The sequence below is a fragment of the Phocaeicola sp. RTP21359st1_B8_RTP21360_211022 genome (assembly GCF_040911965.1).
GTDB lineage: Bacteria > Bacteroidota > Bacteroidia > Bacteroidales > Bacteroidaceae > Phocaeicola > Phocaeicola vulgatus.
The window spans coordinates 30,972-53,259 of the sequence record NZ_JBDFXP010000011.1; the positions used below are offsets into that span (position 1 = coordinate 30,972).

Consider the following 22,288-nt stretch of genomic DNA (forward strand, 5'->3'; position numbering starts at 1 on the left):
TTTTATCCCTCTGCTGTACAAATGTCCACCCTTTAAGCGATATTGTCCACCTGGCGAGCTTTTGGTTGCAGCTATATTTGCATTAATAATAATTAGTCAATGTGTCAATATGCCAATGTGCCAATTGGCTGCGCTATATGCCACATGGCCATTGATAAATTAGTACATTAGCAAATGGTCATATAATAAACAAAATACTATGAAACAGCAATTTTTTCCTCAAAGATTATTCATGGACATGAAGAGGTTAATAATAAATAGGTTGGTTGGTTTAGGCCTGTTGGTCGTAGGGGCATTGGTATCATGCAATGCACCTACGGCTTTCGTGCCTGTTCCTTCACCGAATCCTTGGATGGATGATTATACCGCCCTTTCGTCTATGGAAAATTATAAGCAGTGGGGAACGTATAATGTACACGATCCGGCTTGTAAAAAAATAGGGGATACCTATTATATGTATTCCACTGATGCTATCTTTGCCGAGAACCGGAAAGAGGCGGAAGAGAAGAATGTACCGTTAGGTTTTATTCAGGTACGCAAATCAAAAGATCTGGTACATTGGGATTTTGTGGGATGGGCCTTTCCCGAAATACCTGCTCCGGCTATAGAATGGGTCCATAGTCAGGCGGAGGGAAAAGGGGCGACTAACATTTGGGCTCCCTTCCTGATGCCTTATCAGGGTATTTATCGTTTGTATTATTGTGTATCGGCATTCGGCAGGAATACATCCTATATCGGTATGGCTGAGTCGGATTCTCCCGAAGGTCCCTGGATACAGAAAGGGTGTGTGGTCAAGACAGGGGAAGGGGATGCGATGAATGCCATAGACCCTTCTGTTATTGAGGACCCGGAAACCGGAAAGTGGTGGATGCATTATGGCTCTTATTTCGGCGGTCTGTACTGTGTGGAACTGAGTCCCGAAACAGGAATGACTATGCAGCCGGAGGATCATGGGCACTTGATAGCACGTCGGGCCAATTACCGGAAAGACAATCTGGAAGCGCCGGAAATCATGTATCAGCCGGAACTTGGCAAATATTATCTGTTTACATCCTACGATCCGCTGATGACTACCTATAATGTACGTGTCGCTTATTCCGATTCTCCCGAAGGGCCTTTTGTGGATTTCTATGGAGAGGATATAAAAGATACAACGAATAATGTTCCCATTTTGACAGCTCCTTACCGCTTCGAAAATCATCCGGGATGGGCGGGAACGGCTCATTGCGGTCTTATTGACGCCGGTGACGGCCGTTATTTTATGACTCATCAGGGACGGCTCTCTCCTCAGAACCAGTTGATGGATCTGCATGTACGTGAAGTGTTCTTTACTGTAAACGGATGGCCTGTGGTTTCTCCCGAACGCTATGCAGGTACTGCTCCGCGCTCTTTCACTAAAGAAGATTTGGCAGGTGAGTGGGAAATTATCCGTCTTCAGGAGCCGCCTCTGGAACGTAGCTTGGAGGCCGGTCAGATAATGTGGGGCGAGGGAGACTTGCGAAATGGGGAGCAGGCATTGTCTGCCCGTGTCGTTTTGGAAGCAGATGGCAGTGTTGGAGATGCAACTTGGGATTTTAATGTTAAAAAACAACTTCTTACTATAAAAACAGCCACAGAAGATATTAACAATTTGATTATCTTTGCCGGACACGATTGGGAAAATGAAACAGAAACCATTCTCTTTACCGGCCTGGATGCTCAAGGGCATTCGGTATGGGGAAAGAGAATTAACTAATAAAAATTAATAATATTACTATCATGAAATTACACCGAACTCTATTCACAGCATGGGTATTTGCTGCCGGAGTAGCGCTACATGCACAGAATGCGCACAACATGGTCGTGCAGACCAATAAACTTGGTGCGGAAATACAACCAACCATGTATGGTTTGTTTTTTGAGGACATTAATTATGGAGCCGACGGAGGATTGTATGCCGAACTGGTAAAGAACCGTTCATTCGAATTCCCGCAACGTTTTATGGGGTGGAATGTTTTCGGTAACGTGACCTTGATGGATGACGGGCCGTTTGAACGAAATCCGCATTATGTCCGTCTGGGTAATTCCGGGCACAGGGAAAAACATACAGGGATTGAAAACGAAGGTTTCTTCGGTATAGGTGTCAAGGAAGGAGCCGAGTACCGTTTTTCCGTATGGGCACGTGGTGAGAACCAGAAACTTCGCATTGAATTGATCAAGAATGATACGATGGAGGAACGTCAGGCTTTTGAGTCAAAAGAACTGACAGTGAACTCGAAGGATTGGAAACAATATGAGGTGATATTGAAATCGCCGAGAACGGAACCCAAGGCTCATCTCCGTATTTTCCTTGAAAGTGCGGGAACGGTGGATCTGGAACATGTTTCTCTTTTCCCTGTGGATACTTGGAAAGAACGTAAGAACGGGCTTCGCAAGGACTTGGTGCAGGCTTTATATGATATCAAACCCGGTGTTTTCCGTTTTCCCGGCGGCTGTATTGTGGAAGGTACGGATGAGGCTACCCGTTACGAATGGAAAAAAACAGTAGGTGCGGTAGAGAATCGTCCGTTGAATGAAAACCGCTGGCATTATACGTTCAAGCATCGTTTCTTCCCCGATTATTTCCAGACTTACGGACTGGGCTTCTTTGAGTATTTCCAGTTGTCGGAGGATATAGGCGCCGAACCGTTGCCTATTCTGAACTGCGGACTGGTATGCCAGTATCAGAATGACCCCGACCAGCAGGTCAGCTTGTCCAAACTTGATTCGTATATACAGGATGCATTGGATCTGATTGAATTTGCCAATGGTGATGTTACGACTACTTGGGGAAAAGTTCGTGCGGATATGGGACATCCTGCTCCCTTCAACTTGAAGTTCTTGGGTATTGGTAACGAACAATGGGGACCGGAATATCCGGAACGTCTGAAACAGTTTGTCGAGGTGCTTCGTAAGGCGCATCCCGAAATCAAGATTGTCGGCAGTTCGGGACCTCAGTCTGAAGGTAAAGACTTTGATTACTTATGGCCGGAAATGAAAAATCTGAAAGTGGATTTGGTGGATGAGCATTTCTATCGTCCCGAAAGCTGGTTCCTGGCACAAGGTAACCGTTATGACAATTACGACCGCAAAGGTCCGAAGGTCTTTGCCGGAGAATATGCTTGTCATGGAAAAGGCAAGAAATGGAACCATTTTAATGCTGCTTTAATGGAAGCTGCGTTCATGACCGGACTGGAACGTAATGCCGATGTGGTACACATGGCTACTTATGCGCCTTTGTTTGCTCATGTGGAAGGGTGGCAGTGGCGTCCGGATTTGATTTGGTTTGATAATCTGAATTCCGTCCGTACTTGCAGTTACTATGTACAACAGTTGTACAGTCATAATAAAGGCACGCATGTATTGCCGTTGACAATGGATAAAAAAGCTGTGAGCGGTCAGGAAGGACAGGATGGTCTGTTTGCCAGTGCCGTATGGGATAAGGATGAAAAGGCTTGTATCGTGAAAATTGCCAATACTTCGGATAAGGCACAACCGGTATCAGTGACTTTCAACGGATTGAAGAAGAGTGATAAACTTGTGGAAGGTAAATGCATCACGCTCCAGTCTGCCGATTTGGATAAAGATAACACGGTAGAGCATCCGAATGTCATCACTCCGAAAGAAAGTGATGTTACGATTGAGGGTAATGTACTGAATGTAGAGATGGCGCCCAAGACTTTCGTGCTTTATAAGTTTGTTAAGGCAAGTAATAAGTAAAAGATGAATCATTCCTTTAAATGCTAACACAGAGGATAGAGAAACATAAAGCAGCCGAAGGGCTGCTTTATAATCCCAACTGCATCCGGAACTTTTAAAGGAAATGTATACCTGTCTCCCTTGGTTGTACCAAGGGAGTTTTTTTGATTATACGTATATTGTCATCTTGGATTTTTCACGTTATTTTGCTGTAAATCAGTAATGTACCGTGAAAATACATTCTAAATCCCCCCGAAACGGTTTGCCATTCTCCGCTGCCAAATTTGGTTTGACGGATATCGGTTGTTCTGATTCCTGTGTCATAGCTACGGTTGTTCCCTTGCAGGGGAGCGTCATAAGGCGTATTTTTGTTCGGGTGCGTTCATTGCTTCACTAAGGTGAAGAGGCAGCTTCGTTTAGGTGAACAGCCGCTTTCACCCAAGTGGAATAACTGCTTCACCTGGGTGAAATATCAAATGGAGTGAGGTGAAGGTATGATGAGAATAGGTTCTTCTGATGCCTACGAGCTACCGGGAGGTAACGAGGGGCTGATTTTACATTCTGTCCGAGAGCATCCCCGAAGCAGATGTATTTCGCCACCGGCATACCGATTGAGGAGGTTTTGAAAGACTGTCGCACGGGAAGCTCTTGGTAATGAGTGAGTTGTTGTGATGGAATGCTTTTATGTTTTATGTAAATGAGTCAAAAGTGATTTTTGTTGTCGTTATGTTGTATGGGCGGGCTCATGGGCCTGCCCATACGGTGGAACATTTGATGGTTATTTCGGATTTTTGAAATATCCTCTTATTGGATGAGTCCTGTTTACATCTTTATTCTCTTATTGCGTACTTGCCTCAGAATGGTCTGCAACTCAAATACTTTCTCAGGATACTTTTCTGCTACATTCTCTTGTTCGCTCACCTTTTCCATTTCATATAACTGGGGAACGTTCAGGTTTCCGGTTTCTATTTTTTCTGCTTTCATGAAAGTGGTCGGGTCATCATTCGGTTCAATGTATTTCCAGTCTTTGGTACGGACGGACAACGTGTGGTTCATGGATTGTTCCACAATCCAGGGGCGGTCTGTCTTGTCGGTTCCTATCAGATTCCCTAAACGGTCATAACTGTCCGGAGCGCTGCCTTTAGGTAATCTGGCGTTGATCAAAGCTCCTAAGGAGGCTAGCCAGTCAATCTGTGACATTAATACGTCCGAGTCTCCTGTCTTTTTTATCTTCTGTGGCCAGCGGACAATGACCGGGACGGCTGTTCCACCCTCGAAAGCGCTGTATTTGTTTCCTCTCCACGGACCGGAAGGTGTATGTCCGTTCAACAGCTCTTCTGCCTTGTCCTTATATCCGTCGTCTACAACCGGACCATTGTCGCTGGATAGAATAATCAGCGTGTTTTCAGTTAGTCCAAGTTGGTCCAATGTTTCCATCAGCTGGCCTACCGTCCAGTCGAATTGGGCGATTGCGTCTCCGCGTAGTCCCATAGGATTCTTTCCACGGAAGCGGTCATGGGGAAAACGAGGAACGTGTACATCATTGGTTGCAAAATACATAAAGAAAGGCTCGTCTTTATGCTGTTTGATAAAGTCGATGGCATGAACGGTGATGGAATCGGCAATGTTCTCGTCTTTCCAAAGTGCTTTTCCGCCCCCTTTCATAAATCCGATGCGGCTGATGCCATTGACGATGGACATGTCATGTCCGTTGCTGGGATGTAGGTTATACAGTAATTCGGGATTATCTTTGCCGGTCGGTTCTCCCGGAAAGTTCTTGGTGTAACTCACTTCTATGGGATCGGACGGATCATAGTTGGCTACCTTGCCGTTTTCTATAAATACACAAGGTACACGGTCGGCTGTAGCGGCCATGATATAGTGATAGTCAAAGCCTAAGTCACCTAAAGCGGGCTGGTAAAGGAGCATTCCAATCCTGCCCGCCTGTCTTGTCTCCCAGGCCCAGATGCCATTTGCCGATGGCGGCTGTAGCATATCCGGCACTTTTAAACATGTCTGCCATGGTGTATTGTTCGGGACGGATAATCATTTTTACATCTCCTGCGGCAATATCCGTGTCCGGTCTGCGCCATGCATATTCTCCTGTCAGCAAGGAGTAGCGGGATGGGGTGCTGGTAGCGGCTACGGTATGTGCATTAGTGAAACGAATGCCTTCCGATGCCAGTTTGTCAACATGGGGAGTTTCTACATTCTTGGCTCCGTAACATTTTAAATCTCCATATCCCAGGTCATCTGCCAGAATAACGATAACATTGGGCTTTTGGGGGGCCTGCGTACTGTTTTTTTGAACGGTTTCTGCTGTTGCAGAGTTACAGGCGGCTAATGAGGCAAGTAAGGATATGCCTGCATAATTTCTACTTTTCATCTCTATTTATTTAAGGTTTGATCCGGATACATGTCTATTTTCACTTTCCGGTTTCTCGACCTGAAGGTGAAGAACGACGGAAAGTTATCAAGAAAATCTTGAAGCAGCAAAAAAGAGGGCCGAAATATGATTTGAAAGTGTCTGGAATTAGATGATAATGCCCCCACCCAGTACTACATCATCCCTATAGAAAGCGGCTGCCTGTCCCGGAGCAATGGCTGTCAGCGGCTCGTGCAGTTGTACATGCAGGGTGTTATCCGGTTGCAGGGTTACTGTGCAGCGGTTGGCTTGTTTCCGATAGCGTATTTTGACGATGATGTCGTCCTTGTTTAGTAATAAAGCGGGATTGGTGATGCGCCATTCTTTCAGTCTCATTTCTGTTTTTTCCAGTGCTTTCAAGTCGCTCAGTATGACTTTGTTTTCTGCCGGAATGATTTCTTTGACAAAGACAGCCCGGTTAAGATCTATGCCCAATCCTCTCCGCTGGCCGATGGTATAGAAAGGATAACCTTTGTGCCGTGCGATAAAATTCCCCATTTCATCGAAGAATTTACCCGGTAGGATACTTCCTTCAGGTAATTCCTTATGTAGGAATGTGCGGTAGTCCATGGGGCAGAAGCAGACTCCCAGACTGTCCCGTTTATGGGCGGCTTTCAGAAAACCACGCTCTGCCGCGATTTCACGGACACGGGCTTTAGTCAGGTTGCCCATAGGGAGAAGCATACGTTGCAGGATTTCTTGTGGCAGCCCCCATAGGAAAAAGGATTGGTCTTTATCCGGGTCGGCACCGGTAGTGATGTGATAGCATCCATTGATGAAGCGCCGGCGTACATAATGTCCTGTAGCGAAGTGATAAATTCCCATTTCATCGGATATTTTCTTCAAAAGAGGCCATTTCAGGTAGTTGTTGCACAAGGTACAGGGAACCGGGGTATGACCTGCCATATATTCGTTGATGAAATAGTCAATGATGGTTTTCCGGAAGGTGTCACGAACATCGTATGTGAGATGGGGGATGTTCAGACGTTCACATAAAGCGCGGGCGTCCTCCAGATACTCTGTATCATTTTCTTTTTCATAAAAGCGGAAGGTGATGCCGGTTACTTCGTATCCTGCATCCTGCAATAGAAGGGCGGCTACGGAACTGTCTGTTCCTCCGCTCATGCCTAGTAGGACTTTATTATTGGACTCTGTTTCTCTCATCTTTATAGCAGTTTTGTGAGGATGGATGCCGGAATATCCATTTTGGAGAAGGCAAACAGTTTCTTTCCCAAATCTTTCAAAGAGGCTCCGATGTGATATATGTCGGATTGGTCTATAATAAGAAAACGGTCATGTGCCTGGCTATTAGCCCATTGGCGGAATTGGATTCCTCGTTTCGTATTTACACGGTATCCTACTGATATAATCACATCTAAATTATAATATTCTAAGTTACGGGTAATCTGTCTGTTGCCTTCTTGGCGAACTGTTCGGAAATTCCGAACGGTTGAACTTTGGATTAGTTCTTCTGATTTATAAATGTTCTTTAGATGCTCGCTTATATTGGCTTTGCTGGATTGGAATAGTTCTACTATTTGTGCCTGGGTCAGCCACACTGTTTCATCTTCAATGCGCACTTCCATCCTCACTGATTCATCCGGCTGGTAGAGTATGATTTCTCCTTGTTGTTCCATGTGTTCGATTTTTTGAGTACAAAGCTAGCAAATATAAATCAGACTGATCTTGTTTTCAGGTTATAATTGAAATGTAGGATGGGAAATGAAACTCCGATGACAATCTATATGATAGTGCCATCGGAGTTCTGACATACTCTTCTTATTAAGGAAGGAATGCTTGCTATGTTTTTATTTTACCGGCATCAATGTGAATCCCCAATGATATTCCTTATTGGCGGGTAGGGTATGTTCCGGCAGAGGGCGGTCTCCCCAGCTGTCATAACCGGCTATACCTTGTTGCTTCATATCAATACATACTTCCACAAAATTACGTGGGGTGATATCATTGACATGTGTCATGCGGCGTATTACATTTTTAGCTTTTTCCTCATTATGGTTAGCAACTTCTTCGGGAGTGAAGTTAGTCCACTGACGGGGACGGCTGATAGCTTCTTCCGAGTCAAAGTCCTCTACGGAGTTGCGCAGGGCATTGAATCCGATAGTGCTGTCGGCACGTATTAACAATCCTTTTCCGCCTTTGCGGGTCAGTTCTACCCAACGGGTGTCGGTGCGGTGTCCGTTTTCTTGCGGACGGACATAGTTGTTGGTGTACATCTGGTCGGCTGTAGTGCGGTAGAGATCAACGAAACTGCTTGCATTACGGTCGATGTAGTTTTCACCCGGTCCGCGTCCGAAGTATTCTACCTGGTTCATATCGGATGGCAAATGGAAACGTACACCGATACGTGGTACGTTCAGTTTGGAAGAGGCAAGGCGTTGAGCATCCTGTCCCGGTGTGAAAGTGGCCATTAAGGTAGCTTCTGATACTTCCGTGTCGGCAGCCTTCATATCGGTAGAAGTAAAGGTGATGCCTGCATGAACCACACCGTCGGGATAGATGGTATATTTCATGATGTACAGATTGCCTGCCGCCAGTAGGTAATTGACTGTTAATACGGTCTTGTTGCCGTCTGTTGTTGTGGTAACATCTGCTACATTGAAATTCTTGCTGGACTGTTTCCATATTTGCTCGCGCTTAGGCCCACCGTTACCATAATCATTGTCCGTCGGCGCGCGCCAGAAGTTAGGCTGAATACCAAAACCTTCAGCGAAATATTCTGTACCGTTTACTTTGTATGAAGTCACGAGTCCGCTTTTCTTGTTGAAAACGAACTGCATACGTGGTGATAATACGGTGATGATGTCACTATCCGTGCTGACGGTAGTCTTGCCGCTTGCTTTATGTCCGGTCATAGCCAATGGTTCTATGGGCAGGCGGAATTGTTCGGAAGCAATATCGTGCCCTGCAGGAATCAAGGGCTCCGGTTCTGTGGTGGTAACTACAAAATCTACAAAATATTCTGTGCCGGCCTTGGGTTTCAATCCGTTGAGGTTGATGTTCAGTTCTTTGGAACCTTGCGGTTCGATATCTAATGATACTTTTCCGCCTTTGATTGTTTTTCCGTTTGCCTTTACGGTATAACTGATCATATACTTCTTCAAGTTGGTGAAGTAGAAACGGTTTTTTACCAGGAATTTGCCGGCAGCCGGGTCGATGGCTTCGAAACCTACATTCTGATGTGCATATTTCACTTCTGTCATGGCCGGATGCGGAGTGCGGTCCGGAGCTACGATTCCATTGCATAGGAAGTTTCCGTCGCTGGGTGCATTGGTTCCGTAATCACCTCCGTAGGCCCAGTAGGTACGTCCATTTTCGTCTGTTTCCAGAATACCTTGGTCTACCCAGTCCCAAATGTAACCGCCTTGCAGGTTCGGGTACTTGTAGATTGCTCTCCATTGTGCTGCCAGATTACCATTGGAATTGCCCATAGCGTGTGAATATTCGGATGGTGCGATGGGACGGTCGCTGCCTTTCTTGCCTATTTCTTCCAGCCAGGCGGCACTGGGGTATTGGGGTACATACATATCTGTGTTCCATTCCCAAAGGGCGCGTTCATAATTTACAGGACGGTTCATCCCTTTTACTTCGCGTTCTTTCAGCCATAAATAGGTCTGATAGAAATTATAACCGTTTCCGGCTTCGTTTCCTAATGACCAGATGGCTACAGAGGGATGGTTTTTGTTACGCTCGTACATATTAATGGTACGGTCCATGTGCGGCTTCAGCCATTCGGGATGGTTGCCCAATGTTCCGCCCCGGCTTAAGTTATAATACATACCGTGGCTTTCGATGTTGGCTTCATCATATACATAGATACCATATTCATCACACAATTCATAGAACTTGCGGTCTTGCGGATAGTGGCAGAGGCGCACGCTGTTGATATTGTTCTGTTTCATTAGGGTGAAGTCCTTGCGCATCAGCTCTTCGGGAACATAATGTCCTGTTTCGGGATTATGTTCGTGTATGTTTACACCTTTCAGCTTGATGGGTTGGCCGTTGACGAACAAGCAAACGTATGGTTTGCCGTTTTCGGCTATCTGATCGGTTGGTTTGATCTCGAAACGGCGGAAACCTACCGTATAAGGAATGATTTCGCTTGTTTTTTCTCCGTCTTTCAGAGATATCAGTAACCGGTACAGGTTAGGGTGTTCTGATGTCCAGGTCTTGACGTTGCTGAGGGCGGCTTCAAAAGAGATGCTCTTCTGCCCGTCTGCTGTAACAGGACAGGGGGTGTTACCTTCTGCAACCACTTTCTTTGCGGCATCCAGCAATTCGTATGCTACGGTTACCTCTTTGTTGGCTGCTGTATGGTTGGTTACGTCCACATTCAGTTTGAAGATACCATTCTTATAAGTGTCGTCCAGTGTAGACACCACATTGAAATCTTTGATGTGGGTTTTGGGCTGTGAGAACAGGAATACATCACGTTCAATACCGCTCATGCGCCAGAAGTCCTGGCATTCCAGATAAGAACCGGTACTCCAGCGGAATATTTTGATGACCAGCGAGTTTTTGCCGGGTTTCAGGTAGTTGTTGATTAAGAATTCTGCCGGATTCTTGGAGTCTTCGCTGTATCCCACTTCCTGTCCGTTGACATACACGTATACACCGGATTTTGCTCCTTCCAAACGGAGGAATATGTCGCGTCCATCCCAATCGGCGGGAATTTCGATATCACGCTGATACACACCGACCGGATTGGTTTCGGGTAACTGCGGCGGTTGTGGATTTCTGGGTTTGAATTCGTATCCATGATTGGTGTAGATGGCCACTCCGTAGCCCTGTACTTCCCAGTTGCCGGGTACTTTAATCTCCTTCCAGGCTATGTTGGCATCCGGTTGCTCAATGTTGGCAGGCAGATCTTTGTATGCATCTGCATAATAAAAGTTCCATGTACCGTTTAGTAGTTTGTAATAAGGGCTGTTCTCATACTCGCCGGTCAGTGCCTGGTTCCGGTTGTCGTAAGTCATGAAAGCTGTGCGTGGATATTCCTTGTTGACGGCTACGGTCTGAATATCTTTCCAATAAGGTAGTTTTGTATCTTCCGCATGAAGAACTTGTGTTGAATATGCGCATACAGCAGCGCCGATCAGGAATTTAAATAAGGTTGTCATTTTAGGTTTCATAGGTTCAAATAGAAAAATGAAGAAGAAAGGGCGCTAGTACCGGCGCCCCTTTCCTTAAGTCCTTTTATGTAAAATAGCAATTATTTAATTGCGTCTGCCAGTTCAGCACCTGGTTTGAACTTGGTTACTTTTTTAGCAGGAATAGTAATCGTTGCTTTTGTGGATGGGTTGATACCTGTTCTTGCACTTCTTTCAGCAACAGAGAATGTTCCGAATCCGATTAATGATACTTTGTCCCCTTCTTGGAGGGCCTTTGTTACAGTTGAAACGAAAGCTTCAACTGCTTTTTTTGCGTCGACTTTGCTCAAGCCGGCTTCAGCGGCGACTGCGCTGATAAGATCTGCCTTATTCATAACGAAAATGATTAATTATTAAATGTAACACAAAAATTTTACCGAAATCAGTGACAAATATATGCTTTCAAAATTAGAAATCAAACAGATAGCCTAAAAAAGATGCTCCAAAAATCAAAAAAACGTAAGAGAACTCTTGTTTTCTGTTATATAACAGAATAAAATTGTAAATTTGCGCGCAATCAATGTTTTATAAGACGAAGAATATTTATGAACAGTATACCTACAGTAACCAAGAATTTATTGATAATAAATGTGTTGTGTTTCTTTGGCGGCGTGGTAGCCATGAAGTATGGAATTGACTTGAACGACCTGCTGGGACTGCACTTTTTTATGGCATCTGATTTTAATCCTGCCCAGTTGATTACTTATATGTTTATGCATGGCGGTTTCCAGCATATCTTTTTTAACATGTTTGCTTTGTGGATGTTTGGCCGTACGCTTGAACAGGTCTGGGGACCGAAACGTTTCTTATCCTATTATATGGTATGTGGTATAGGTGCGGGACTGGTGCAGGAGCTGGTGCAATATATACAATATGTGACTGAATTATCGCAGTATGACAGTGTGAATACGGGGATTGCCGTGATCCCGATGGCGGAGTACTTGAATCTGATGACTACAGTTGGCGCTTCGGGAGCGATATATGGCATTTTGTTGGCATTCGGTATGCTGTTCCCCAATAGTCAGATGTTTGTATTCCCTATCCCATTTCCTGTCAAGGCTAAATATTTTGTGATGGGATATGCTGCTTTGGAGATATTTTTGGGCTTGGGTGCTTCGACCGATGGCGTTGCCCACTTTGCACACTTGGGAGGTATGATTTTTGGCTTTATATTGATAATGTATTGGAGAAAAAAGAATAACAATGGGCAGTTTTATTACTGATTTGAAAAATAGTTTCAATAAAGGGAACATATATATCCAGTTTATATATATTAATGTAGGGGTATTCATTGTAACTTCCTTATTGGGAATTTTATGGATGCTGTTCAACCGGAATGGAGCATTTGTGCTTCAATATTTGGAACTGCCGGCCTGGACGTTGCAGTTTGTCAAGCAGCCTTGGTCTTTGCTGACTTATATGTTCATGCACGCAGGTATTTTGCATTTGCTGTTTAATATGCTGTGGCTTTATTGGTTCGGGCAGATGTTTCTGTCTCTTTTCTCGGCAAAGCATTTCCGCGGGCTCTATCTGTTGGGAGGTATTTGTGGCGGTTTGTTGTATATGATCGCTTACAATGTTTTCCCTTATTTCAGTGATTCTTTGTATTATTCTTATTTGTTGGGAGCATCAGCTTCCGTACTTGCTATCGTTGTGGCCACTGCGGTACGTGCACCGGAATATAGAGTAAACTTTATGTTTATTGGGACTGTTAGGTTGAAGTATGTGGCTCTGTTTATGGTTGTGACCGATTTGCTGTTTATGACATCGGGCAATGCCGGTGGCCATATCGCTCATTTAGGAGGTGCTTTGGCCGGATGGTGGTTTGCTTCCGGATTGTCCCGCGGACATGATGCTACGTCATGGATAAACCGATGCTTGGATTGCTTCTCGGAAGGTCTTTCGTTTCGTCGTCAATCGAAAAGACCGAAGATGAAAGTTCATTATGGTGATAAGGCAAAAGATTACGATTATAATGCCCGTAAAAAACAGCAAAGCGAGGAGATAGACCGTATATTGGATAAATTAAAGAAATCCGGTTATAACAGTCTGACTACCGAAGAGAAGAAAAGCTTGTTTGATGCGAGCAAAAAGTGATATATGAAATATATTGGTCGTTTTTTGGGATGGATACTACTGGGCATAAACTTGTGTATGGTGGTATTGTTACTGGTATGTGCTTACAGCCCTTATATTGATCCTGTGGCTCATCCGGTATGGTCATGTGCCGGTTTGGCTTTTCCCGCTTTTTTGATTGTTAATCTTTTGTTTCTGGTCTTCTGGTTGGTGATTTATCGTAAATATGCGTTGCTTTCATTTTTAGGCCTGGTATGTTCCATTGGTGCTATCCGTACTTATTTCCCAGTCAATGTATTTGTATCTGATGTACCGGAAGGGGCAATCAAATTCTTATCCTACAATACGATGGCCTTTGAAAAGAACCGTGCGAACACCAAGGATAATCCGAACCCTGTGCTGGAATATTTAAGAAACAGCAATGCGGATATAATCTGCCTGCAGGAATATATTGTAGGCGGACGGTTAACCAAGAAAGAGGTGGATTATGCTTTAAGAGATTATCCTTATAAAAATTATCATAAGATATCGGGGGCCAACGGTTTGGGTTGTTATTCCCGTTTTCCTATTTTGTCGGCACATCCGGTGAAATATGCCAGCCTTAACAATGGTTCCATCGCTTATAAAATCAAAGTGAATGGTGATACCTTGCTGATTGTTAATAATCATCTGGAATCCAATAAGCTGACTGAGAAGGATAAAGAAGTCTATCGCGAAATGATGAAGGATCCTGATAAGCAAAAGGTATCGCAAGGGTCTCGTTTGCTGATCGGAAAACTGGCGGAAGCATCGGCTATACGTGCCGTTCAGGCTGATTCCATAGCTCGTTTGGTGGCCGGTTACAAAGGGGGAGGCATAATTGTATGCGGTGACTTCAATGATTCTCCTATATCATACACTCACAGGGTGGTAGGGGAAGGTCTGAATGATGCTTTTGTGGAGTCGGGAAACGGCTTTGGCATATCTTATAATCAAAATCATTTTTATTTCAGAATAGACAATATTTTATTGAGCAAGAATTTAAAATCTTACCGTTGTACGGTGGATAATACGATAAAGAGTTCGGATCATTACCCCATTTGGTGTTATGTGGCGGAGAAGTGATTTTACATACCTTTAATTGACAGATTATGAAAAGACTATTATTTACGTTAGCGACGTGTTGTGTAATGTGTGCATGTGAACAGAAAACAGAAATGAATCCGTTCTTTACGGAATTCCAGACCGAGTACGGTGCTCCCGATTTTACTAAGATCAGACTGGAGCATTATGAGCCTGCTTTCTTGAAAGGAATAGAGGAGCAGAATGCGGAAATTAAGGCAATAGTTGATAATCCCGAGGAACCTACTTTTGAAAATACCATTGTGGCGCTGGATAAAAGTGGCGGGATTCTGGCGAGAGTAAGTGGGGTGTTTTTTGCATTGACCGAAGCGGATACAAATGATTCGTTGACGGCCTTGAATGAAAAGATGGCTCCTGTACTTTCAGAACATAGTGATAATATTTATTTGAATCAGGATTTGTATAAACGGGTGGCTGATGTGCATCAACAGGAACAGGAAGGTAAGATAACTCTTACGACTGAGCAACACCGGCTGTTGGACAAGTATTATAAAGCTTTTGTCCGTTCGGGTGCCGGACTGGATGCCGGAAAACAATCCCGTTTGAGGGAGATCAATAAAGAATTGTCGACTTTGGGGATTGCTTTCGACAATCATATCTTAAATGAGAATAACGCTTATCAGTTGGTTATCGAGAATGAGGCTGATTTGGCCGGGTTACCCGAATGGGTGAAAGCGGGGGCCGCAGAGGAAGCGAAAGCTGCTGGAAAAGAAGGGAAATGGCTATTCACTTTGCAAAACTCCAGTCGCTTGCCTTTTTTGCAATATGCTGAAAACCGTGAGCTAAGAAAAAATATTTATGAAGCTTATATCAACCGGGGGAATCATGATGATGCGAATGACAATAAAGAGATATTGGGAAAGATCATGGCATTGCGTTTGGAACAGGCAAAATTATTAGGATTCGATTGTTATTCCAATTTTGTACTGGATGAGAACATGGCTAAGAATTCGCAGACAGTCATGGATTTCTTGAACAACCTGTGGGGATACTCACTGGAAAATGCAAAGAAAGAGGCCGCCGAGTTGCAGAAAATAATGGATAAGGAAGGTAAGGGAGAGAAGCTGGCTGCATGGGACTGGTGGTATTATGCCGAAAAATTGCGTCAGGAAAAGTATGATTTGAATGAAGATGAAATCAAGCCCTATTTCAGTTTGGAAGATGTGCGTAGCGGATTGTATACCGTGGCCAACAAGCTGTATGGCATTACATTGACCGAACTGAATGATGTGCCCGTATATGAGCCGGATGTGAAAGTGTATGAAGTAAAGGATGCCGATGGCTCATTTTTGGGATTGTTCTATGCGGATTACTTTCCACGCGCAGGTAAGCGTGGTGGCGCATGGATGAGTAATTTTCGTGAACAGGCCGGTGAAGTACGTCCTTTAATTTATAATGTGGCAAGTTTTACTAAACCTGCAGGAAATATGCCTTCTTTACTGACTTTGGATGAGGTGGAAACCATGTTTCATGAGTTTGGACATGCATTGCACGGTATGCTGACCAAGTGTAACTACAAAGGAGTGTCCGGTACCAGTGTGGCGCAGGATTTTGTAGAACTTCCTTCACAGATTATGGAACATTGGGCTGTAGAACCTGAAGTGCTGAAACTCTATGCCAAGCATTATGAAACAAGAGAAGTGATTCCGGATGAGCTGATTACGAAAATCCAAAATCAGGGTACTTTTAATCAAGGTTTTATGACTACGGAATTATTGGCAGCCGCTTTGCTTGATATGGAACTGCATAACCTGACTGATACAGACAATCTGAATGTCGTTGCTTTTGAAAAAGAAACGATGGACAAGCTGGGGCTGATTCCTGAAATAGCTCCTCGGTATCGCGCCACTTATTTTAGTCATATTATAGGTGGATATGCTGCTGGGTATTACAGCTATCTATGGGCAGAAGTTCTTGACACGGATGCTTTTGAAGCGTTTAAAGAACATGGAGTGTTCGATAAAAATACCGCAGATTCTTTCCGTAAAAATATTCTAGAGAAAGGTGGAACGGAAGATCCTATGACCCTTTACAGAGGTTTTCGTGGGGCTGATCCCAGCTTGGAACCCTTGCTTAAAAACAGGGGTTTGAAATAAAATAGACTGTGAGATAGAATAATTTAGGCTGCAAAAAATGCTTTTGCAGCCTTTTTTCTCTTTTGGAATCTAAATATTTGTGTTTGATACCGTGGGAATGTGAAAAAAAAACTATATTTGCAACCTTGTATAAACTAAGAATTAATCAAAAAGTAAAAATAATAAATTTCAAAGTAACATGCAAAACAAAGGATTTGTAAAGGTTTTTGCGGTATTACTCACCCTTGTATGTGTGTTTTATCTTTCTTTCTCTTTTGTGACCCGCTATCACATGGACAAAGCGGCACAAGACCCGAAAGGTGAAGCACATTACCTTGATTCTATGCAGAATGAAAAAGTTTATTTGGGTAGTTATACGCTGAAACAGTGTCGCGAGATGGAGATTGGTCTGGGTCTGGACCTGAAAGGTGGTATGAACGTTATCCTTGAAGTTTCTGTACCGGATGTAGTGAAGGCTTTGGCTGACAACAAGACTGATGAAGCTTTTAACAAAGCGGTTGCAGAAGCATCAAAACAATCTATCACTAGTCAGGATGACTTTATCACTCTTTTTGTAAAAGAGTATAAGAAACAAGCTCCCAATGGCAAATTGGCTGAATTATTTGCTACTCAGCAGTTGAAAGACAAAGTAACCACCCGCAGTTCCGACAGTGAAGTTGAAAAAGTATTGCGCGAAGAGGTAAAGGCTGCTATCGACAACTCTTATAATGTATTACGTACACGTATTGACCGTTTTGGTGTGGCACAGCCTAACATTCAGGCGTTGGAAGGAAAGATGGGCCGTATCATGGTGGAACTGCCGGGTATCAAAGAACCGGAACGTGTCAGAAAACTGTTGCAGGGATCTGCTAACTTGGAATTCTGGGAAACTTTCGACGCAAAAGAAATAGTTCCTTATCTTTCTTCTGTAGATAACAGACTGCGTGATATTCTTGCCGTTGAAAGTGGTGCTGCTTCTGCTGATTCTGTAGCTACTGATACTGTTGCTGTCGCACAGGCTTCTGCAATTTCTGCTGCCGACAGTCTTGCAGCCGCATTGAAAGGCGAAACGGCAAGTAACTCTGCCGCAATGGAGCAGATGAAGAAAGAACATCCGTTGGCTTCTGTTCTTCAATTAAATCCGAATGGTTACGGGTCGGTGGTAGGTTATGCCGATTATAAAGATACTGCTCAGGTAAACCAGTACCTTGCTATGAAAGAAGTGAAAGAAATGTTGCCGAAAGATCTTCGTTTGAAATGGGGTGTAAAGGCTGCTGACTTTGACAAGCAGGGACGTATTTTTGAATTGTATGCTATCAAGTCTACTGAACGTAACGGACGTGCTCCGTTGGAAGGTGATGTGATCACTGATGCTAAAGATGAATATGACCAGTTCAACAAGCCTTGTGTCAGTATGTCTATGAACACTGACGGCGCACGCCGCTGGGCTGTTCTGACAAAGAACAATGTAGGCAAGGCTATCGCTATCGTACTGGATGGTTACGTATACAGCGCTCCGAATGTAAACGGTGAAATTACGGGGGGACACTCTCAGATTACCGGTAACTTTACCCCGGAGGTGACAAAAGACTTGGCTAACGTATTGAAGTCTGGTAAGATGCCTGCTCCTGCACGTATCGTTCAGGAGGATATTGTTGGTCCGTCATTGGGTCAGGAATCTATCAATCAAGGTATTATTTCATTTGTTGTTGCGTTGATTCTGTTGATGATCTATATGTGCGCTATGTACGGATTGATTCCGGGTATGGTTGCCAACTGCGCATTGGTTGTTAACTTCTTCTTCACATTAGGAATCCTTACCTCGTTCCAAGCTGCACTGACCATGTCTGGTATTGCCGGTATGGTGTTGTCATTGGGTATGGCTGTAGATGCTAACGTGTTGATTTATGAACGTACAAAAGAAGAATTGAGAGCCGGTAAAACTGTTAAGGCTGCTTTAGCAGACGGTTATTCTAACGCATTCTCTGCTATTTTTGACTCAAACTTGACATCAATTATCACTGGTATCATTCTGTTCTATTTCGGTACGGGTCCGATTCGTGGTTTTGCCACTACGTTGATTATCGGTATCCTCTGCTCATTCTTTACAGCAGTATTCTTGACCCGTATTGTTTATGAGCACTTCATGAATAAAGACAAGTGGTTGAACTTGACATTCACTACAGGGATCTCCAAGAATCTGATGCAGAACGTGAATTACAACTTTATGGGAATGATGAAACGTTCATTCACGGTATTCGGAGCGATTATCGTTATCTGTATCATTTCATTCTTTATCCGTGGTTTGGCGCAGAGTATTGACTTTACCGGTGGACGTAACTTCGTAGTTCAGTTTGAACAGCAGGTTGAACCTGAAACAGTGCGTGACCTGTTGAAGAAGAAAATCACAGAAGATAATGTACAGGCTATTGCTTTGGGTACAGACAAGAAGACAATCCGTATTACAACCAATTACCGTATTAATGAAGATTCTCCTACTATCGACTCTGAAATTGAAGAGTTCTTGTATCAGTCTTTGAAAGATGGTAACTTGCTGGGCGAAGGTACTACATTGGAAATCTTTATTGACCGTGATAATCGTGTCGGTGGTTCTATCATCAGTTCTCAGAAAGTAGGTCCTAGTATCGCTGATGATATCAAGACTTCGGCTGTCTGGTCTGTATTGTTTGCATTGGTGGCTATCGGTTTGTATATCTTGCTGCGTTTCCGCAATGTAGCTTATAGTGTGGGTGCGACTGTTGCATTGGCTGTCGATACTATTTTGATCATCGGTGCATACTCGTTATGTTATGGATGGGTTCCGTTCTCATTGGAAATTGACCAGACTTTTATTGGCGCTATTTTGACCGCTATCGGTTATTCTATCAATGACAAGGTGGTTATCTTTGACCGTATCCGTGAGTTCTTCGGTCTGTATCCGAAACGTAACCGTATGCAGTTGTTTAATGATTCATTGAATACTACTTTGGCTCGTACCATCAATACTTCATTAAGTACATTGATCGTATTGTTGTGTATCTTCGTGCTGGGTGGTGACAGTATCCGCAGCTTCGCCTTTGCAATGATTTTGGGCGTTGTGATCGGTACATTGTCTTCTATCTTCATTGCTGCTCCTATCGCTTACCTGACTATGGGTAACAAGATGCCGGAAGAAACAAAGGCATAAGAAGGTTTCTTTTAAGAAATAAATAAAAAGAGGAGGATGCTCATATCATGAGCATCCTCCTCTTTTTATAAGGTCGATTGGAATTGGTTTGTGGAAAAAGGGTAGATGAATCTTCTGTGGCTTCAAAAATTAACTTAAGTACATTGGGTAAGTAACTTAGCTTACTTGGCATTTCAACTTAACTTGCTTGTCCCATGAAGTTAACTTGCTTTTTTACGCAGTATCTTGCAGATCAATTCTGTTTGGCTATAATCGTGAAAATAGTTATCTGACTACTCTTCCTGAAGTGTTTCCTTGCATTAACTCTTCCACTTCTTCTACTGTTACTTGATTGAAATCTCCATATATGGTATTTTTCAATGCAGATGCGGCAAGGGCGAATTCCAATGTTTTTTGGTCATTGTCGGGGTAGGTCAGCAAACCATAAATCATGCCGCCTACAAATGCATCTCCTGCACCCACACGGTCTACTTCATGGACAATATCGTAAATGCCGGTATGCCTTAATGTTCCTTTAGAATAAAGTATGGCTGCCAGCAGATTGTGATTGGAAGTGATGGTATTACGCAACTCCAGAAACATTTTCTGGCATCGGGGAGCTTGTTCTGATACTTTTTGACCGAATACTTTGAAACCGGACAAATCTAATGGATATGAGGTGTCTACAGCTTTAAAACCTACCGGGGGAATGCCGAAAATTTCTTTGTATTCGGGTTCTGCACCAAAAATGACATCACTATATTGAACAAGGGGGAGCATTACCTCTGATGCGGATTTACCGTAATTCCATAATTTTTTGCGGAAATTTAAGTCGCATGAGATTGTTAATCCCAGGCGGTCTGCTGTTTGCAGTGCTTCCAGGCAGGCATCTGCTCCTTCCTGTGACAGGGACGCTGCTATACCCGACCAGTGGAACCAGCCTGCATCGGAAAGAATCTTTTCCCAGTCTATCATGCCGGGACGTAAAGTGGCAAAGGAAGAGCCTTCACGGTCATATACTACATTGGAGTTACGAAATGCTGCACCGCTTTCCAGAAAGTATAATCCCATGCGTTTCCCACCATAAATAATGCCGTCTGTACCTAATCCGTAAGCTTGGAGTGAGTTTACGCAGGCTTGTGCCATTGCATTCTCGGGAAGTCTGGTAACGAATTCTGTGGGGATGCCGAAGTTGACCAGTGATATGGCTACATTCGCTTCACTTCCTCCATAAGTAGCAATAAACTCGTTTGTTTGGGAAAAGCGCTGGAATTTGGGGGCGGTCAGCCTTAGCATTACTTCTCCGAATGTAACGACTTTCTTGTTCTGGGTAATAGCTCTTGTATTCATAGTATGTTTTTAATCAGTATGTTAATTTGCACGAAGATACGATCAAAATTTTATATAAGTGCAAGAAATGTATAAAAATAGCCTTCTCTATCTTTTCCATATAGAATAGAGAAGGCTATTTTATTTATTCAATATTAGTGGTTTATTTATTGAATCGTATTTTTAGTTTGGCAAGCATATCCTGTGTCATGCTGTCTAGATCATATTCCGGTTTCCATCCCCATTCCTCACGGGCACAAGTGTCGTCCAGTGAGTTCGGCCATGATTCGGCGATAGCTTGACGTAGCGGATCTACTTTGTACTCCATATGGAAGTCGGGCATATACTTCTTTATATTGTTATAAATAATTTCCGGATCAAAACTCATTGAAGCAATGTTGAACGAATTGCGATGAATTAGTTTGTCGGGATTCGCTTCCATGATTTCAATGGCTGCACGTAAACCGTCAGGCATATACATCATATCCATGAATGTACCGGCTGCAATAGGACATTCAAATTTTTCACCTTTTACAGCCGAATAATAGATGTCTACAGCATAATCAGTGGTCCCGCCACCCGGAGGTGTGACATACGAAATTAATCCGGGGAAACGAACGGAGCGGGTATCTACGCCAAAACGGATATGGTAATAATCGCTCAGTAATTCTCCTGATACTTTTGTAACGCCATACATGGTACGCGGATTACGGATAGTGTCTTGCGGGGTCTTGTCTTTAGGGGTGTTGTTGCCGAAGACACCGATAGAACTTGGGGTAAATACGGCGCAACCCATTTCGCGTGCTACTTCCAATACGTTGAACAGGCCTCCCATGCCTATTTTCCATGCTAGTTGAGGTTTGGCTTCTGCTACAGCCGATAGTAAGGCTGCCAGGTTGTAAATGGTGTCGATGTTGTACTTTGATACAGTTTCGGCAATTTGTTGTTCGTTGGTGATATCTACGATGGCAGAAGGGCCTGATTCTTTTAATTCCCCTTTAGGCTCAGCACCGGGAATATATCCGGCTACGATATTACCATTGTAAATACTTCTCAATTTCATGGTTAGTTCCGAACCGATCTGACCGGTGGAGCCGATAATTAATACATTTTTCATAGTTTGCTATTTGCTTTAAGTTTTCTTTTGGAAGCAAAGATAGATAGAAAACTGCATATTTTATCAAAATTTTCTCTATAATTTAATCGGATA

Annotated in this window: 13 protein-coding genes and 1 pseudogene; 7 read left to right on the forward strand and 7 right to left on the reverse strand. The window is 43.6% G+C overall.

What is annotated here, in order from left to right; genetic code table 11:
* Positions 1-199 precede the first annotated feature (199 nt).
* A complete protein-coding gene (locus AB5062_RS07565) occupies positions 200-1,735 on the forward strand; it encodes an arabinan endo-1,5-alpha-L-arabinosidase (RefSeq protein WP_110506245.1) in 1,536 nt (511 codons plus the stop codon).
* 23 nt (positions 1,736-1,758) lie between these two features.
* Positions 1,759-3,738 (forward strand): alpha-L-arabinofuranosidase C-terminal domain-containing protein, encoded by a 1,980-nt coding sequence (locus AB5062_RS07570; RefSeq protein WP_005844374.1) that lies wholly within the window; start codon positions 1,759-1,761, stop codon positions 3,736-3,738.
* A gap of 801 nt (positions 3,739-4,539) precedes the next feature.
* On the opposite strand, the pseudogene AB5062_RS07575 reads toward AB5062_RS07570, so the two are convergent.
* From AB5062_RS07575 to AB5062_RS07595, 5 genes and pseudogenes are all read right to left on the reverse strand, one after another.
* Positions 4,540-6,103, reverse strand: a pseudogene (locus AB5062_RS07575) (arylsulfatase).
* A gap of 147 nt (positions 6,104-6,250) precedes the next feature.
* Complete coding sequence (mnmA, locus tag AB5062_RS07580) at positions 6,251-7,306, reverse strand: tRNA 2-thiouridine(34) synthase MnmA (protein ID WP_005844379.1); 1,056 nt, start codon at positions 7,304-7,306, stop codon at positions 6,251-6,253.
* Positions 7,307-7,308: 2 nt separating this feature from the next.
* Positions 7,309-7,779: a virulence RhuM family protein gene (rhuM, locus tag AB5062_RS07585; RefSeq protein ID WP_016271162.1), complete on the reverse strand. Its 471-nt coding sequence runs from the start codon at positions 7,777-7,779 to the stop codon at positions 7,309-7,311.
* Positions 7,780-7,950: 171 nt separating this feature from the next.
* Positions 7,951-11,280, reverse strand: coding sequence for a glycoside hydrolase family 2 TIM barrel-domain containing protein (locus AB5062_RS07590; RefSeq protein WP_368326855.1), 3,330 nt, complete (start codon positions 11,278-11,280; stop codon positions 7,951-7,953).
* Between the two features lie 92 nt (positions 11,281-11,372).
* A complete protein-coding gene (locus AB5062_RS07595; RefSeq protein WP_005844385.1) occupies positions 11,373-11,645 on the reverse strand; it encodes an HU family DNA-binding protein in 273 nt (90 codons plus the stop codon).
* 210 nt (positions 11,646-11,855) lie between these two features.
* Between AB5062_RS07595 and AB5062_RS07600 the strand changes: the two genes are divergently transcribed.
* The 5 genes from AB5062_RS07600 to secDF all read left to right on the forward strand — a co-directional run bounded on the left by AB5062_RS07600 (position 11,856) and on the right by secDF (position 19,770).
* Positions 11,856-12,533: a rhomboid family intramembrane serine protease gene (locus AB5062_RS07600; RefSeq protein ID WP_005850228.1), complete on the forward strand. Its 678-nt coding sequence runs from the start codon at positions 11,856-11,858 to the stop codon at positions 12,531-12,533.
* Entirely contained in the window at positions 12,514-13,407 is an 894-nt protein-coding gene (locus tag AB5062_RS07605) for a rhomboid family intramembrane serine protease (RefSeq protein WP_005850230.1), read from the forward strand. The genes AB5062_RS07600 and AB5062_RS07605 overlap by 20 nt, the downstream gene beginning before the upstream one ends.
* Before the next feature lie 3 nt (positions 13,408-13,410).
* Positions 13,411-14,490: an endonuclease/exonuclease/phosphatase family protein gene (locus tag AB5062_RS07610; RefSeq protein WP_011964994.1), complete on the forward strand. Its 1,080-nt coding sequence runs from the start codon at positions 13,411-13,413 to the stop codon at positions 14,488-14,490.
* A 26-nt stretch (positions 14,491-14,516) separates the two neighbouring features.
* The gene (locus AB5062_RS07615) at positions 14,517-16,604 is read left to right on the forward strand and encodes a M3 family metallopeptidase (RefSeq protein WP_008666673.1); all 2,088 of its coding nucleotides are present in this window, start codon (positions 14,517-14,519) and stop codon (positions 16,602-16,604) included.
* Between the two features lie 178 nt (positions 16,605-16,782).
* Complete coding sequence (gene secDF, locus AB5062_RS07620) at positions 16,783-19,770, forward strand: protein translocase subunit SecDF (RefSeq protein WP_005844398.1); 2,988 nt, start codon at positions 16,783-16,785, stop codon at positions 19,768-19,770.
* Between the two features lie 264 nt (positions 19,771-20,034).
* Here secDF and AB5062_RS07625 read toward each other — a convergent pair whose 3' ends face one another.
* Positions 20,035-21,099, reverse strand: a complete 1,065-nt coding sequence (locus AB5062_RS07625; protein WP_011964993.1) for a sugar kinase — start codon at positions 21,097-21,099, stop codon at positions 20,035-20,037.
* A gap of 142 nt (positions 21,100-21,241) precedes the next feature.
* Positions 21,242-22,195, reverse strand: coding sequence for an NAD-dependent epimerase/dehydratase family protein (locus AB5062_RS07630; protein WP_005844402.1), 954 nt, complete (start codon positions 22,193-22,195; stop codon positions 21,242-21,244).
* Between the last annotated feature and the right edge of the window lie 93 nt (positions 22,196-22,288).

Bases quoted from the DNA above. Each gene is read 5' to 3' on its own strand.
- AB5062_RS07565 (WP_110506245.1), top strand. From the start codon at position 200: ATGAAACAGCAATTTTTTCCTCAAAGATTATTCATGGACATGAAGAGG.
- AB5062_RS07570 (WP_005844374.1), top strand. From the start codon at position 1,759: ATGAAATTACACCGAACTCTATTCACAGCATGGGTATTTGCTGCCGGA.
- mnmA (WP_005844379.1), bottom strand. From the start codon at position 7,306: ATGAGAGAAACAGAGTCCAATAATAAAGTCCTACTAGGCATGAGCGGA.
- rhuM (WP_016271162.1), bottom strand. From the start codon at position 7,779: ATGGAACAACAAGGAGAAATCATACTCTACCAGCCGGATGAATCAGTG.
- AB5062_RS07590 (WP_368326855.1), bottom strand. From the start codon at position 11,280: ATGACAACCTTATTTAAATTCCTGATCGGCGCTGCTGTATGCGCATAT.
- AB5062_RS07595 (WP_005844385.1), bottom strand. From the start codon at position 11,645: ATGAATAAGGCAGATCTTATCAGCGCAGTCGCCGCTGAAGCCGGCTTG.
- AB5062_RS07600 (WP_005850228.1), top strand. From the start codon at position 11,856: ATGAACAGTATACCTACAGTAACCAAGAATTTATTGATAATAAATGTG.
- AB5062_RS07605 (WP_005850230.1), top strand. From the start codon at position 12,514: ATGGGCAGTTTTATTACTGATTTGAAAAATAGTTTCAATAAAGGGAAC.
- AB5062_RS07610 (WP_011964994.1), top strand. From the start codon at position 13,411: ATGAAATATATTGGTCGTTTTTTGGGATGGATACTACTGGGCATAAAC.
- AB5062_RS07615 (WP_008666673.1), top strand. From the start codon at position 14,517: ATGAAAAGACTATTATTTACGTTAGCGACGTGTTGTGTAATGTGTGCA.
- secDF (WP_005844398.1), top strand. From the start codon at position 16,783: ATGCAAAACAAAGGATTTGTAAAGGTTTTTGCGGTATTACTCACCCTT.
- AB5062_RS07625 (WP_011964993.1), bottom strand. From the start codon at position 21,099: ATGAATACAAGAGCTATTACCCAGAACAAGAAAGTCGTTACATTCGGA.
- AB5062_RS07630 (WP_005844402.1), bottom strand. From the start codon at position 22,195: ATGAAAAATGTATTAATTATCGGCTCCACCGGTCAGATCGGTTCGGAA.